The organism is Pedobacter paludisoli, from assembly GCF_052344095.1.
Classification (GTDB): domain Bacteria; phylum Bacteroidota; class Bacteroidia; order Sphingobacteriales; family Sphingobacteriaceae; genus Pedobacter.
The window spans coordinates 4,183,376-4,197,839 of sequence record NZ_CP179926.1; the positions used below are offsets into that span (position 1 = coordinate 4,183,376).

13 protein-coding genes and 1 pseudogene are annotated in these 14,464 nt (G+C 36.0%); 6 read left to right on the top strand and 8 right to left on the bottom strand.

The annotated features are described in order from the left end of the window. Positions 1-200 precede the first annotated feature (200 nt). Genes lpxK through ACJVDK_RS17225 form a run of 3 tightly spaced genes read left to right on the top strand, consistent with a single transcriptional unit; the run spans position 201 to position 4,054 of the window. A complete protein-coding gene (gene lpxK / locus ACJVDK_RS17215) occupies positions 201-1,265 on the top strand; it encodes a tetraacyldisaccharide 4'-kinase (protein WP_443937898.1) in 1,065 nt (354 codons plus the stop codon). After that, positions 1,237-2,052, top strand: a complete 816-nt coding sequence (locus tag ACJVDK_RS17220; protein ID WP_443937899.1) for a purine-nucleoside phosphorylase — start codon at positions 1,237-1,239, stop codon at positions 2,050-2,052. The genes lpxK and ACJVDK_RS17220 overlap by 29 nt, the downstream gene beginning before the upstream one ends. Before the next feature lies 1 nt (position 2,053). After that, the gene (locus ACJVDK_RS17225) at positions 2,054-4,054 is read left to right on the top strand and encodes a putative porin (RefSeq protein ID WP_443937900.1); all 2,001 of its coding nucleotides are present in this window, start codon (positions 2,054-2,056) and stop codon (positions 4,052-4,054) included. 191 nt (positions 4,055-4,245) lie between these two features. Here ACJVDK_RS17225 and ACJVDK_RS17230 read toward each other — a convergent pair. The 7 genes and pseudogenes from ACJVDK_RS17230 to ACJVDK_RS17260 all read right to left on the bottom strand — a co-directional run. Continuing rightward, a pseudogene (locus tag ACJVDK_RS17230) lies at positions 4,246-4,653 on the bottom strand (DUF6933 domain-containing protein); the annotation flags it as partial. Between the two features lie 524 nt (positions 4,654-5,177). After that, on the bottom strand, positions 5,178-5,657 hold the full coding sequence (locus ACJVDK_RS17235; protein WP_443937901.1) for a hypothetical protein: 480 nt from the start codon (positions 5,655-5,657) through the stop codon (positions 5,178-5,180). Between the two features lie 457 nt (positions 5,658-6,114). Continuing rightward, positions 6,115-6,786 carry a hypothetical protein gene (locus tag ACJVDK_RS17240; RefSeq protein ID WP_443937902.1) on the bottom strand — a complete coding sequence of 224 codons (672 nt, stop codon included), beginning with the start codon at positions 6,784-6,786 and terminating at the stop codon, positions 6,115-6,117. Positions 6,787-6,937: 151 nt separating this feature from the next. Next, positions 6,938-7,339 carry an SMI1/KNR4 family protein gene (locus tag ACJVDK_RS17245; protein WP_443937903.1) on the bottom strand — a complete coding sequence of 134 codons (402 nt, stop codon included), beginning with the start codon at positions 7,337-7,339 and terminating at the stop codon, positions 6,938-6,940. Positions 7,340-7,564: 225 nt separating this feature from the next. Beyond that, a complete protein-coding gene (locus ACJVDK_RS17250) occupies positions 7,565-8,233 on the bottom strand; it encodes a porin family protein (RefSeq protein ID WP_443937904.1) in 669 nt (222 codons plus the stop codon). Between the two features lie 92 nt (positions 8,234-8,325). After that, complete coding sequence (locus ACJVDK_RS17255) at positions 8,326-9,018, bottom strand: porin family protein (protein WP_443937905.1); 693 nt, start codon at positions 9,016-9,018, stop codon at positions 8,326-8,328. Positions 9,019-9,257: 239 nt separating this feature from the next. Further along, positions 9,258-10,439 (bottom strand): asparagine synthetase B, encoded by a 1,182-nt coding sequence (locus tag ACJVDK_RS17260; RefSeq protein WP_443937906.1) that lies wholly within the window; start codon positions 10,437-10,439, stop codon positions 9,258-9,260. 234 nt (positions 10,440-10,673) lie between these two features. Here ACJVDK_RS17260 and ACJVDK_RS17265 point away from each other — a divergent pair, with 234 nt between their 5' ends. Both ACJVDK_RS17265 and ACJVDK_RS17270 read left to right on the top strand, forming a co-directional pair. Further along, positions 10,674-11,135 carry a peptidylprolyl isomerase gene (locus ACJVDK_RS17265; protein ID WP_443937907.1) on the top strand — a complete coding sequence of 154 codons (462 nt, stop codon included), beginning with the start codon at positions 10,674-10,676 and terminating at the stop codon, positions 11,133-11,135. A gap of 72 nt (positions 11,136-11,207) precedes the next feature. After that, positions 11,208-11,738, top strand: coding sequence for a DUF5606 family protein (locus ACJVDK_RS17270; RefSeq protein WP_443937908.1), 531 nt, complete (start codon positions 11,208-11,210; stop codon positions 11,736-11,738). Between the two features lie 238 nt (positions 11,739-11,976). Here ACJVDK_RS17270 and rlmH read toward each other — a convergent pair whose 3' ends face one another. Continuing rightward, positions 11,977-12,450, bottom strand: coding sequence for a 23S rRNA (pseudouridine(1915)-N(3))-methyltransferase RlmH (gene rlmH / locus ACJVDK_RS17275; protein ID WP_443937909.1), 474 nt, complete (start codon positions 12,448-12,450; stop codon positions 11,977-11,979). A gap of 116 nt (positions 12,451-12,566) precedes the next feature. Here rlmH and ACJVDK_RS17280 point away from each other — a divergent pair, with 116 nt between their 5' ends. Beyond that, positions 12,567-14,381 carry a MutS-related protein gene (locus ACJVDK_RS17280; RefSeq protein WP_443937910.1) on the top strand — a complete coding sequence of 605 codons (1,815 nt, stop codon included), beginning with the start codon at positions 12,567-12,569 and terminating at the stop codon, positions 14,379-14,381. The last annotated feature ends 83 nt before the right edge of the window (positions 14,382-14,464 follow it).

Here is a 14,464-nt window from a genome sequence, read left to right on the forward strand (position 1 = left end):
TCTTTTTAGCGATGAATATGGCGCAAAGGTAATCTGAAGGCATGTGGTAGGGTTGGGAAGCGAGGTATAAAGGCAATATTGCCCGATGAATGCCTCGAATTACCCGATGAGTTTCTTTGCTAGGTTTCGCAAACCGAAAATCGAGGCCTGGAGCAAATGCAATTCTTTTTTAAATTATCTGTATTTTTGAAGCATACACTATGCTCAAAAAAATACGCCTTTTATTATTGCCGTTTTCGCTCATCTATGGAGCTGTTATCCTGTTAAGAAATAAACTGTATGATTGGGGTATTTTGGTTTCTCAAAAATTTGATTTGCCGGTCATTTGTGTCGGGAATTTGGCTGTTGGGGGTTCCGGTAAAACACCAACAACCGAATATTTGGTTCAGTTGTTGGCCGATACCTATAAAGTAGCCATTTTGAGCAGGGGATACGGACGAAAAACAAAAGGGTTTATACTGGCCGATGCTGCTGCTACTGCGGAAAGCATAGGCGACGAACCTTTACAGTATTACCGTAAATTTATGCAGCAGGTTAGTGTTGCGGTTTGCGAAGATAGAAGAACTGGCATCCAGCAATTAGCCACAACGCACGATTTAATTATTTTGGATGATGCTTTTCAGCATAGAAAGGTACAGGCGGGCTTCAATATATTGCTTTTTGAATTTGAAAAGTTACGGAAAATGCAGTTTTTGTTGCCTGCTGGTAATTTAAGGGATGTATTTTCATCGCGTAGGCGCGCAGATGTGTCTCTGGTTACTAAATCGCCGATTTCAGTATCGCTTTCAGAGCAGCAAGAATCCATCGCTCATTTACGTCCAACCAAAAATCAACATGTTTTTCATACGTATATAAACTATAGCGATTTAAAACACGTTTATACGGAGGAAAAGCAAGGCCTTAATTTCTTGCAAAATAAGACGATTTTCCTTTTAACGGGAATTGCTAATTCGGCACCCTTGCTTCATGAACTAAGCAAGCATACAAAAAGTATTAAACATCAGGAACATCCCGATCATTATTCCTTTAAACGAGCCGATATTTTAAGGCTTAAAGAAGATTTTGTTGCCTATGGTGATGCCGAAAAAATAATCCTTACAACAGAAAAGGATAGTCAACGTTTAAGAACTACTGAATTTGCAGATTTACTTTTAGATTTGCCTGTATTTTATTTACCAATAGAGGTCACATTTTTTGCACAAGATAAAGGTACCTTTGATGAACTTATTTTAAATTATGTTAAGAGCAATAGAAGAAACCGTTAATTATATAAAACTTAAAACCGAAAACTTTGAGCCAGAAGTAGGCATTGTTTTGGGTACTGGATTGGGTGGATTGGTAAAAGAAATAGATGTGAAATACCAGTTGATGTACTCCAACATTCCGAATTTTCCGATTTCAACACTGGAGTTTCATAGCGGGAAATTAATTTTTGGTATTTTAAATGGAAAGAGAATTGTCGCCATGCAAGGGCGTTTACATTACTATGAAGGTTATAGTATGCAGCAAATTACTTTTCCTGTGCGCGTAATGAAAGGCTTAGGTATCCAAAATTTATTGGTATCAAACGCTGCGGGGTCTTTAAATCCTGCATTCAAAAAGGGCGATTTAATGATTATTGAAGATCACATTAATTTACAACCCGATAATCCGCTGCGCGGGATAATAGAAAATACGTTGGGCCCACGTTTCCCGGATATGAGCGAACCGTATAAACGCTCGGTTATTGCTAAGGCTATTGAAATTGCAAAAGACGTAGATATTAATTGCCATAAAGGGGTATATGTTGCCGTTTCAGGACCTAATTTAGAAACGAAAGCCGAATACAAATATTTGCGATTAATAGGTGGCGATGCGGTTGGCATGAGTACTGTTCCGGAAGTAATTGTGGCCAATCATGCCAGTTTACCGGTATTTGCTATTTCGGTATTAACCGATGAAGGTTTCCCCGAAGATTTGCAACCCTTTAATTTAGATGAAATTTTAGAAGCTGCAGCAAAAGCTGAACCCAAAATGACCGAAATTTTAACGCGCTTAGTAGCCGAATTATAAGATGGGTAAAATAGTTAAACTTTGTTTTTTTATCCTACTATTTGCCAATTTTGGTGTAGCCTTTGCCCAAGATTTGAAAACCACTGTTGGTACCAATAAAGAATTGGATTCTGTACGTAAACAATTGGACGGAGGACAAGATTCGGTTGTTTACTCGGCCAAATACATTCGCTTTACTAAATTATCTTTAAGTAAAGACAGTATCGTTTTGTTGCCTTTAGACACTTCTACTACAAATATTCAGAATTACAGTCCTTTATTGCAACCTATGCATCCAACCATTAGCAATGGAAACATGGGTTTGTCGGCACGACCGCTTTTGTATGAACCTAGTAAGCGTATTGGGTACGATGAAGGTTTTCATTCCTTAGATTATTATGCATTAACGCCTGATGATATCATCTTTTATCAAGCTAGAGCGGCTTATACGAGCTTGTACTTTGTAAGTGCTGGACAAAAAGAGCAGCTTTTTAGAGCTACCTTAAGTCAAAATGTGAACAAAAATTTAAACATCGGATTCAATTTTAATCGGGGAGATTCGCGTGGATTTTATGCCCGCCAACGGGGCGATAATTTGAATGTTGCCTTGTTTTCATGGTTTCAATCGCCCAACAAACGCTATAATTTATGGGCATCGGTTATTTTTAATACCATGCGTGCGTATGAAAATGGTTCGGTGTTAGAAGAAAATATCTTTGGCGATGACTACAGTAAAATCCCGCGTGAGGCAGAGCAAGTAAAGTTGATGACAGCCCGAAATTTGTATCGTAAGAATACCATTTTTTTAAAGCAAACTTATTACGTGGGACGTATTGATTCGACTGCAACAGGAGCGAATTCAGTTTTGCCAACCAATAAAATTACCTACAATTTCGAATACAATTCCAATCGGTACGATTTCTATAAAAATGAACTTGATAGGTATGCTGTGATGCCTGTCGGATTTTCAGATCCGACATATACGAGTGATTCTACGCGTGTGATACATATGAAAAATGAGTTTTTATATGGGTTTTTCTTGCGTGCAAAAAACTCAAAAACAGTTAAAAATGAATTGAAAATTGATGCCGGAATTCGACACGATTATTTTAAACAACAATTTATGGGGTATAGACCCGATGGAGGAACGTTTGAAAGCAGTCAATTCTTTTATCAAAACATTACACTCTTAGGTTCATTGGGTTATCGTTTTAGCCAGAATGTGGATTTTAATTTGAAACTTCAGCAAATTTTGCAAGGAGAAAATGCAGGTGATTATTTGTATGAAGCAAACAGCAGCATCTTTTTAGGAAAAAAAGCAGGTAAGGTAGCATTGGGCGCATACGCACAAAATCAATCACCTGCGGCGCTGTATAATTATTATCACGGCAATCATTATCAATGGAGTAATGTGGGTTTAGAAAACACAAAAGTTATTAATTTATCCTTCAATTATGTGAACGATGCATATGGTTTTAGTGCAGGTGCAAAATATTTTCTTACGACAAATTATGTATATTTTGGAGTCGACCCTACTGGTGGACCCAATGCCATTAAACCTATGCAAGAAGGTAGCGATATTAGCTTAATTCGTATTGAGGCATCAAAAACATGGAAGATTGGAAGATTCAGCGTTGAAAATTATTTGGTATATCAAAAAAATGATAATAATGCCATTTTAAGAACGCCAGAATTTTACACCTATAACAGTTTATCTTTTAATAATACCTTGTTTAAAGTGCTAAAGACCAATTTAGGTTTTGATGTTCGCTATAATACAGCCTATGCAAATTATTCATATTCTCCAGCTACCGCGCAGTTTTATGTGGGCGATGCAACGGAGTTTAAAACGGTTCCTGTAATTGATGTGTTTTTAAAATCGAATTTGAAAAGAGCTAATTTGTTTGTGAAGTACGATTACTTGAATCAAGGTTGGTTCAACAAAGGCTATTATACGGTGAATCGATATCCAATGCAAGATTCCATGCTAAAGTTTGGCGTAACCTGGAATTTTTATGATTAATAGCGGAAGCCTAAATAGGTCGGTTAACCCTTGAAACTTCCCTGCGTTTTTAGTCGTTTGTTCAGGTAAATTGAAGGGTAACGTTTTGGGTATGATTAGTTGCGTGGTTTAAGCACCTAATTTAGCAAATAAAAAACGAACCAAGAAAATCCGTGAGGATTTTCGCAAGTAGGCAAGATGCTAGCAATTAATTATACACTGTGTTGTGTGTAGGTTTTTATCATTTCATTCATTTTTTCTTTCGGGAATAACCAATTCAATTGTTTATTTGGCTGTCCGTTTAGTCGACCATTTAATTCTCGAAATGGCATATTTTCATAATTTTCAAACTCGTATTTCCAGTCCTCAAAATATGGCAAAATGTTATTCAGAGTTCCGTTTATACTTCTGTCGTTGTCAGTTTCGTAAAGATTAATTTCTCCGATTATTTTTTCAATTAATTCAAAATCAACTTTAATTCCGTCGTGGATAAGTTGTTCGTGAAAAGATTTTTTAAATATTGTCGAGATATTTTTTAAGTCCACTTTTTTTATATTCGGTAAAATCAAAACATATTTTGTCAGTTTATTTATAATAAGCCAACATTTTTTGTGACTTACGTGAAAGAGGGTGGAAGTTCAGTCTCCTAAATATTCATTTTCGATTTTTTCATATTCGGTTATAAATTCAGTAACTACTTTTTCCAGTTTTCGGGTTGTATATATTTTGGTTTTACTCATTGAATTTAGTTTCTAGCGTTCTGTTTTTTAGCTTACACACAACGGTTTGGCGCTTGGGGCAGTGGCGGACTGAAATTGCTCTTTTTCATTTTTTACGATATTAAAGTTAAACATTTTGTCTAATTTCAAACTGTACTGTTTTTGGGGGAGCTTACACATCTTGATTTTTATTTTCGGTTTTTGTCTGTCCGCAACTGGTCAAACAGATTGTCAAAACGAAAGTTAATATTGTTAGTTCTCTTGTCATTAGAGTCGGTCTTTTAAAATGCTACATAACGGTTGGCTAATTTGCGCAGAAATGGCGTTAATTGCAGCACCATTGTCGCATAGCACTAAGATAAGTAAATAAAGATGAATTAACGTTAACCACCGTCGGCCATTTTTATGCAAATTTGCTGTTATGCCTAGTTTTTTTCTATAGATTCAATGTCCAATATGTCAGATAATCTTTTTATACTGTTTTTTGATAATTGTCTGAACGCTAATTCTATAAATATGAAACGAATAGAAACGAAAATTATAATTACTGTAATAAGAGTCATTATTGAAAATCGTCCTTTTTGTGCAATTAGGTCGGTAATTAATAGAGCAATTGGAAAACATAGAATAATACTTAATAAAATCTGAAAAACTTTATTTATACTAATGTTCAGTTGTCCGTTTTGATTGTCGACTTTGCCTTCTAAAACACAAAATGCACCTTTCCCAATTTCAGATGAAATTATTCTAAACGTATTTTCTTTTATTATTCCACGAAAGGATTTGTCGGTTATTTGAGAAGTCAAACTTTTGGAAAACTCAGTTCGTCTTTTTAAACGTTCAAAAGCTTCTGTTTCACTTCCAGTTATTTTAAAATTGTAATCACTTTCTGGAAAGATTTTCATTATTGTTCGTGTTTTTAAAATTAGGCATAACTCTCAAATATACGCAACTCCAAAACCAAAAAACCTCCATTAAATCCATTAAGGCAGCTTTTTAATTGCCTAGAATGCGTATAGTTTAATATTTATTAAACGTTTATAAACGCTTACAATCGGATAGTCTGTTGCAAAATAAAGAGAAGTTCGAGCGTAAACATTTAGTTTTCCTAAGGTATAAATTTAATTTCAAACTCCAATAAATGGGATCGTAAATACTCATGCTTAAGTACGCTCAGCAAGCGAGAACTGAGAAAATGTGTGTGAATTGGTAACTGTGAAACAGCCAGTTTCGACCTATGTTTCAACATAAGCGTAGGCGCAACATTTTATATTATGCAGCTGAGTACAAAAAGGTACCTCGGAAGTACAAAAATGTACTTCTGAGGTATTTAAAATGAAATCGTTTGGTCAAAAAGGTACGCTATACAAATTCGGTGTGCCTTGTTAATTCTCCTTTATCCAAGGCTAAATTGTTGCTAAACCAGTCTTTCAAAATATTTTCAATTTCGTTCTTATTACATGTTTTTGGGTTTCGCCTCGATTGGAAATAGTTTTCTGAAGTCATTTTTTTAGCAATTTGTGCAACAGTTTGCAAGTCCAGTTCATTAGCCACTTTATTTGCTAACCAAAGTCCAAGTATAGAAAGTCCAAGACCCGAAAGTCCGAACTTCCAATTGAAAAAAAGTCCGACAAAGGATATAAATAGAGTAATAAGAAGTCCGTTTGTTATCCAATGAGGTGGTTGTAAAATATCTAGGTCAAAAGCTAAATGTTGTTCTAATATTTTCACTTTTGAACGTCTTGTAGTTCTTGGGAACAGGTCGTTAAGTGAAGTGTCTGGTGTGATTTTATTATATTCGATTTGAAGTGTTGTTGAAATTGCTTTTCGTAGCTTATAAAAGGCTTGTTGGCTTGTGCAGTCGTCCGAATTTTCAAGTTGTATCTTATTTGAAATATGGGCGCATAGTTGTCCGAAAGTTCTAATATGATTTAATTCGTCATTCATGAACTTTATATTGAACGAAACTTCAACTTTAGCAAGTAAGTCTTCAATATCTTCGGCGTCGATGTTTTTAAGTTCGTGTTCGGTCATATCATTACTTATAACGTTTTGGGTATTGCCGAAGGCGGGGATTTGTAGCACAAAAGTTCAATCGAAGAACTACCGTTGAACCTTGCACAAATGTCCAATCGAAGCTGTTTAGCCCCGCTTTTGGCAATACCTTGTTAGCGGTAGTTATTTTTTAGTTGTCATTTAATTCGTTAATGTTAGACGCTACTTTTTCAGTTTCTCCTGTCTCGTGAAACCACATAAAAATCTCGTCACTTAATTTTGTATTGTCTTCTTCGGTCGGCAATAATACTAAAAGGTCGCCCGAACCATTTGAAGCAATTGCAATTCCGTTTGCAGGAAAACTGTCCCACGACTTTGCCTGTTTGGTTTCTAGAATAATGTGGTTGCAAGTCCTGCTCATTCTTTTGTTGTCCGACTTGTCAAAGAAAGGAAACAGTTGCCAATCATCATCATCTGTCATTACTTCGCCTCCGTTTTCTTTTGTCATTTTCGTCTTGAAAGTGTCGGGAAAGAAAAGTCCTAACTCTTGTTCTGTTTCGATGATATATTTTATGTCTACTGGAAATGGCATTTGTCAAATTATCTTTTAGGTTGTGTCATTCTGTATAATTACCGCTAACTCCCAAATATACGAAACTTCATTTGGCGACAAATTATTTGTTTAGTTGAATGTTTTTTGTTATTAATTGATTGATTTTAAAATTGTTATATTTTTTTAAAATTGCCTATATAAGATATAAAATTGAATATAATTTACACGTATCAAAGTAAACTATATGCAATTTGTGCATGTAAATTAAAACCAATAACCAACAGAAAAGCTCCAAACCCGAAAGTTAACTTTTGCTGTACTGCTTTTTTCCTCAGGAACCAAGTTTGCCAAGCCCAAGCCGTAGTTGGTACCAATCGTTGCAAAATCTTTAAAGCGATACCCCAGTCCAACATTAAAACCGTAATCGAGCACATTGTAATCGTCATTTGCTGTATTACCGAACGATAAATCTCTATTTTCGGCGATTAGCGATGGGGTGGAAGATACATAGCCCAAATCGTATATGGTCTTTCCTTTGAGGTTAAAGCCTATATAAGGGCCGGCATTAATTTGGATGGCTCCGAGGCCTGCAGGAATATCAAAAACGGCGTTTACCGGAATTTCGAGTACCGAAATTTTGTTTTTGTAATAATCGGCTTCTTCAAACTTTAGTTGGTACCCTTTCGTTTGAAAAGAGAGTCCGGTTTGAATGGAAAAATTTTTTGCTTTTTTATAATTAACTAAAGCGGCAAAGTTGTAATCGGTAATTTTTTCATACACTGCATCTGCTCCCAATAAATACATATCGGTGTTTACATTCGCTAAATTTATGCCTGCTTTTACCCCGAAGCTGAGTTTTTCAGAGCTGTTTTGAGCCATTACTCCGCCAATAACGATTAAAAGTAATAAGGAACTTAAAAATAATTTTTTCATTTGCGATGCTTGAGGGATTAAATATAGGAAAATTCAAAAAAAAAGCATCCAAACCTACGTTTGAATGCTTTTTACATGCGTTATTATAAAACTTAAAACGAATATCCGATGCTAAAACCTAGCACTCTGTTTTTTAAATCTGAATTGTTTGTTCTTAAGTCATTAGGAATTAAGTTCGTAATACCTAAACCATAGTTTGCACCAAATAAAAATCCATTATTTAAGCGATAGGCTAATCCGAAGTTAACACCAAAATCTACACTTCCTAAATCGTTATCGGTTTTACTTCCAAAGCTAAGGTCGTTTTCGTTTTCTGTAACAGCAACGCCTGAAGCATCTACATAACCTGCAGAGTATTTGTTTTTACCTGCTACGTTAAAACCAATGTACGGACCAGCACTAATTTGCACCGCACCAGCATCGCCCGTTGGGATACGATAAACTGCATTTACCGGAATTTCTACCACCATAACATTTTGTTTAATGGTACCCGATACAACAGCGCTTCCATTTGTAAAGGTTGATTCAATTTTAGCTCCTTTGTTTTGTAAGGAAATACCCGGCTGGATAAAGAAATTATTTCCAACACCAAAATCACCAAAGAATGTAAAATTGTAACCAGGATTGTTTTTATAGTCGGCATTAGCATAGCCTGAACCGCTATAACTTGATAAATTGAGTCCGGCTTTCACGCCAATTCTAGCGCTTGATCCGCTCATTGAGTTCTGTGCAAACGCACCAATGGATGATAATAATACAGTTGCTCCAATTAATAACTTTTTCATAATTTTTTTCTTAGGATAAAGATTTTTAAATCATTTGCTGAAATAAAAATCTGATGTTTATTTTGGGAGGCAATAGCCAAAAACTATGCCAATGTGAGAAAGTTGTACACGGTTTGATGTGTAATTGCTTGGTTTACAAGTGTATTTATTACCCTTGTGTAAAGCGAACAACAGGTTCAAATAGAACTGATTTTTGCATGGAAATTCATTATTCCATACACTTATTTGCGTGAATTCGACTATGTTTTTTGTGGTTTCTTTTTGGCTGCCGGAAACAATACATTGTTTAGAATTAAACGATACCCTGCCGAATTGGGGTGTAAATTTAAGTCTGTTTGCGGATCGCCTACGGCATGTTGGTAATCCTCTGGATCGTGGCCGCCATAAAAGGTAAATTGACCTTTTCCTACTTCACCATGTAAATACCGCACCTCATTGGCGCCTTTGTTTTCGCCCAATACGGTAACACTTGGTTTCACTAGGTTTTTATTAAATGCGGTGGTTTGTCCCATAAATCCTTTAATAACTTTTTCGTGATTTTGGGTCAACATGGTAGGGACTAAATCCCATTTTGCTGAAAAATCAAATAAGGTAAAGAAGTCGTTGGTACGGTTTAAGTTGCGGAAATTGGTAACATCAATGTTCGAGAACTCATAATTAGTGGGATTGGTATCCAAATTAAAATTTTGAAAGGCAAAGGTTTTGGAGAAATTTAACTTCGATTGTGCATTCGGGTCGGCCGCATCACCATCAAACATGGCCGCACAAATGTCAACACCTTCAGCAGAGAGGGCTATGTCGAAACTATCGGTGGCCGAACACATGGCAAACATAAATCCGCCTCCTACACAATATTCCTTTATCCGCTTTGCGACGGCCAATTTCATTTCTGATACTTTTTTAAAGCCCATTTTTTTGGCCATTGCTTCTTGGTTGCTTACATCATCCTGATACCATTTTGCATATCTAAAAGATGACCAAAAACGACCATATTGGCCCGTAAAATCTTCGTGATGCAGGTGTAGCCAATCGTATTTGCTCAGTTTATCTTGAAGAATGTCATCGTCGTAAATAACATCATACGGAATTTCAGCATACGTTAAAACCATGGTTACGGCATCATCCCAAGGTAATTTACTTTTGGGCGAATAAACGGCAATTTTAGGTGTTTTCTCCAATTTTACCATTTCCATATTCACGGAAGGGTCGCTGATTTCATTCAATAGGTTAATGACTTTTGTATCGGGTAGCACTTCGTAGGATACGCCTCTTATTTTACATTCATCTTCAACCGCTTTGGCATATTTAATTAAAAAACTGCCTCCACGGTAGTTGAGTAGCCAATCAACCTCTACCTGTTTACTAATGGTCCAATAGGCAATGCCGTAAGCTTTTAAATGATTTTTCTGGTCTTCATCCATATAAATCAACAGAGAGGATGCCCTAAGCCCAAGGCTACAGAACAGGCAGGCAAGTAGGATATAAAATTTCTTTGTCAAAATTGTTACGTGCTTAAACTACTAAAATACCGTATTTAAACTGCTTAGAAAAATTTAATGATGTTAGAAGTTACACAATTTTGTTATTTTTGCCCTCTGTTTAAAAACGATTAGGTTTTTTGAACGTTTAAAATTTAAATAAGTAGCAAAGCGAATATGAGCAAAGCAATAATAAAAACAGAAAAAGGCGATATGACTGTAGAATTCTACGATAATGATGCGCCAAAAGCAGTTGCAAATTTTAAAAAATTGGCAAAAGAAGGTTTTTACGATGGTGTTACTTTTCACCGTGTTATTCCTGATTTTGTAGTTCAAGGCGGTTGCCCGAATTCAAAAGACCCAGCTAAAGCACATTTAGCAGGTACTGGAGGCCCAGGTTATAAAATTGATTGCGAATTAACAGGTGAAAACCAATACCACGACCGTGGGGTATTGTCAATGGCACATGCTGGTCGTAATACAGGTGGTTCTCAGTTTTTTATCTGCCACAGCAGAAACAATACTGCGCATTTAGACCGTAACCATACTTGTTTTGGTAAAGTGGTTGAAAATGTAGATATCGTAGATGATATTCGTCAAGGCGATAAAATTTTAACCATCGAAGTAGTAGAAGATTAATTGTTTATTCAGGTAGATTTGAAACTATAAGACGGTTTTAAATCTATCTTGTTAAACCTCAAACATACAAATATGAATTTAAGAGGAATTGTAGCGGTATCTGGCAGACCAGGTTTGTTCAAATTAGTTGGACAAAATAAGGTAGGTTATATCCTAGAGAGCTTAGATGCTCAAAAGCTTAAAATTGTGGCAAACATGACCAATACTAAGCTTGCTTCGTTAGAAGACATTACCGTTTATGGCGAAGAAGAAGAAATTAAATTAATTGATATTTTCAATAACATTACCGCAAAAGGAAATACACCTGATTTAAAAGGCGATTTACGCGGATATTTCAGAGAGGTTGCTCCAGCTCATGATGAAGAAAAAGTATATGCTTCAGACATGAAAAAAATTATTACTTGGTACAACTTATTGAAAGAATTGCCATTGTTTACAGAAGAAGCTCCTGAACTTGCAGGAACAGAAACTGAAACGAAAGCTGTAGAAGAAAAAGTAGAGAAAAAACCAAAAGCAACTGCTAAACCAGCAAATGCAAAGGCAACTTCTAAAACTTCAGCTCCAGCTAAAAAAGCAAACATGACCAGCAAAAAAGGTGTGTAAGTTTTAAATAACAAAGATTTGAAAAGAGGGTTTTCGAAAGATTACCCTCTTTTTTTTCTTATAAAAAATACCACAAAAGTGTAAAGGCAATGGCCGAAATAACAACGGCAATCCAAATACTCTTGTTGCTTTGTTCAGATTTGAACTTATAATCTCGTTTATATTTATCTATTAGCATAATGTAATTTTTTCTTTAATGATGTTTGAATCGGCATTTTTCCATACACTTTTGTTAAATTTAAGCATGATGGTAAGGTTCGCCTTTTAAGATACTGAATCCGCGGTATAATTGTTCTACAAAAAATAGGCGAATCATTTGGTGCGAGAAAGTCATATCCGATAATGAAATAAGACCATTTGCGCGTTTATAAATGCTTTCATCAAATCCGTATGGGCCACCAATAATGTATATCAGGTGCTGTACACTACCCACCATTTGTTTATTTAAGAACGCCGAAAAAGCTACAGAAGTATATTTTTTACCTTTTTCATCTAATAAGATAACTGTATCGCCATTCTGAATGTGCTTGAATAAAAGTTCCGCTTCTTTGGCTTTTTGTTGTGCTTCGCTTAAATTTTTAACGTTCTTCACATCGGGCAAGGCCAAGAAGGTAAAATTAATGTAGTGCTTTAGGCGATTAATGTACTTTTCAATGCCTTCAATTAAATATTTATCTTCGGTTTTGCCAATGGCGATTAACGTAATTTTCATTCAAATTTGTTTAAAAGGCTGTTCGCTCATTTTCTATCTGGCAGCAAAGAATCCATTTTGGAAATAGCGTGATTTGCGTTACTTTGTGCCCACAATACCGTCCAAAGATAAAAATAATGTTAAAAACACAAGAAGAACTACACACAACCTATCAAAATACAACCAAGCAAGCCCAAAAGAATTTGGGTATAGCTAAAAAACAAATAGACCGCTACTCGCTGCTGCGCATGGCTTTATTTGCACTGGAAATATTTTTTATCGTGCTTTTTGCGAAAGCCGAAACAGGAGAGGAGATTGCCTTTCGTTTTTTCTTACTATTTGTTCCGGTTATTGCTTTTGCTTGGGTAGTTAAAAAACAAAGTGTGTTAGATCGCAACGTCTCCTATTTAAATCGTCTGATTTGGGTCTATCAGAATGAATTGAATATGCTTGGAAATAAAGCGAATGGTTATGCCGATGGGAGCTTGTTTGAAGATGATAATCATCCGTATTTGAGTGATTTAGATATCCTTGGCAAATCATCTCTATATGCACTCATTAACCGATGTAGTACGGTTTTTGGTGAAAAAATATTGGCGAATCACCTAAGCTTTTTGTCTTCCAAAATGGATATTTTATCCCGCCAGGAAGCAGTGCAGGAAATTCATCTAGACATTGAAAGGACTTTTGATTTTCGGGCGATTTTGAGAGAACATGAAAGCACACAGATAGATCGTATAAAACAAAAATTGAACACCAATTTAAAGCACGATTTAGTGTTTACACACAAGTCTTTTTTGCGGTTTTATGTGAAAATAGTGCCCTTTATCATGATAGGGCTAGCCTTGGGAGCTACTTTGTTGAATCCTGTGTTATGGCGCTTTTTTGTGCTAATGGGTATTTTTAATGGAGCCTTAACGTTTTATTTTAGCAAGCAAATAAATAAACTGTATCACGGTTTTACAGGTGGAGCAAATGCTTTAAAAAGCTACGGCGAAGCCATTACCTGGACCGAGAATAAAGAATGGAAAAGCAGGTATATTCAATCATTGTTTGGGAATGGAGAAAAAGTAAGTGCGCAAATCAATCAGCTTTCGGCTATTATTGCTGCTTTTGATGCGCGATTGAATATCGTGGTTAGTTCAATTTTGAATCTGTTTTTACTTTGGGATGTAAGGTGTTGCATACAATTGGATGAGTGGCATAAAAAATCAAGCGCTAACGTTGAAAATGGTTTGGATAGAATTGGCTATTTTGAAGAATTGATTTCATTAGCTACACTATCTTACAACCATCCTAATTGGGTTTTTCCTACCATTAAAGATGATTTCTGCTTACAAGCTACGACATTGGGTCATCCCCTTATCGCTACGGAAAAAAGAATAAGCAACAATTTTTGTTTAACCGAACAGCCTACGGTAGACATTGTAACGGGGTCAAACATGGCTGGAAAAAGCACCTTTCTCCGTACTGTAGGGATAAATTTGGTACTGGCCTATTTGGGGGCGCCAGTTTGTGCAGATGAAATGACCGCCTCCTTGTTCTCGCTAAATACCTACATGCGGATAAGAGATTCCCTGAACGAAAGTACATCGACGTTTAAAGCAGAATTGAACCGTTTGAAAATGATTTTGAACAACGTGGCTCAACAGCCGGATGCATTTGTCCTCATTGATGAAATGCTGAGAGGAACGAATAGTAAAGATAAATACTTGGGCTCGAAGGTTTTTATCGAGAAATTAATTTTGGAGAAAACGCCTGCGCTGTTTGCCACCCATGATTTGCAATTGGCAGATTTGAGTGAAGATTATCCACATGCTGTACGTAATTATCATTTTGATATTCAAATTGAAGCGGGAGAGATGGCTTTCGATTATAAATTAAAGCATGGTCCGTGCAGTACCTTTAATGCATCCATTCTACTCAAAGAAATAGGTTTGTCTTTAGACTAAAGGATTTGGATGTATTGCGCTTCGCGTGCGCGAGAAAAGGTTAACGTTAACTTCATATTAAATTAGCAATTTGCAGTCAACAA

Bases quoted from the DNA above. Each gene is read 5' to 3' on its own strand.
- lpxK (WP_443937898.1), top strand. From the start codon at position 201: ATGCTCAAAAAAATACGCCTTTTATTATTGCCGTTTTCGCTCATCTAT.
- ACJVDK_RS17270 (WP_443937908.1), top strand. From the start codon at position 11,208: ATGAATTTAAGAGGAATTGTAGCGGTATCTGGCAGACCAGGTTTGTTC.
- ACJVDK_RS17265 (WP_443937907.1), top strand. From the start codon at position 10,674: ATGAGCAAAGCAATAATAAAAACAGAAAAAGGCGATATGACTGTAGAA.
- ACJVDK_RS17245 (WP_443937903.1), bottom strand. From the start codon at position 7,339: ATGCCATTTCCAGTAGACATAAAATATATCATCGAAACAGAACAAGAG.
- ACJVDK_RS17235 (WP_443937901.1), bottom strand. From the start codon at position 5,657: ATGAAAATCTTTCCAGAAAGTGATTACAATTTTAAAATAACTGGAAGT.
- ACJVDK_RS17225 (WP_443937900.1), top strand. From the start codon at position 2,054: ATGGGTAAAATAGTTAAACTTTGTTTTTTTATCCTACTATTTGCCAAT.
- ACJVDK_RS17255 (WP_443937905.1), bottom strand. From the start codon at position 9,018: ATGAAAAAGTTATTAATTGGAGCAACTGTATTATTATCATCCATTGGT.
- ACJVDK_RS17250 (WP_443937904.1), bottom strand. From the start codon at position 8,233: ATGAAAAAATTATTTTTAAGTTCCTTATTACTTTTAATCGTTATTGGC.
- ACJVDK_RS17220 (WP_443937899.1), top strand. From the start codon at position 1,237: ATGTTAAGAGCAATAGAAGAAACCGTTAATTATATAAAACTTAAAACC.
- ACJVDK_RS17240 (WP_443937902.1), bottom strand. From the start codon at position 6,786: ATGACCGAACACGAACTTAAAAACATCGACGCCGAAGATATTGAAGAC.
- rlmH (WP_443937909.1), bottom strand. From the start codon at position 12,450: ATGAAAATTACGTTAATCGCCATTGGCAAAACCGAAGATAAATATTTA.
- ACJVDK_RS17280 (WP_443937910.1), top strand. From the start codon at position 12,567: ATGTTAAAAACACAAGAAGAACTACACACAACCTATCAAAATACAACC.
- ACJVDK_RS17260 (WP_443937906.1), bottom strand. From the start codon at position 10,439: ATGGATGAAGACCAGAAAAATCATTTAAAAGCTTACGGCATTGCCTAT.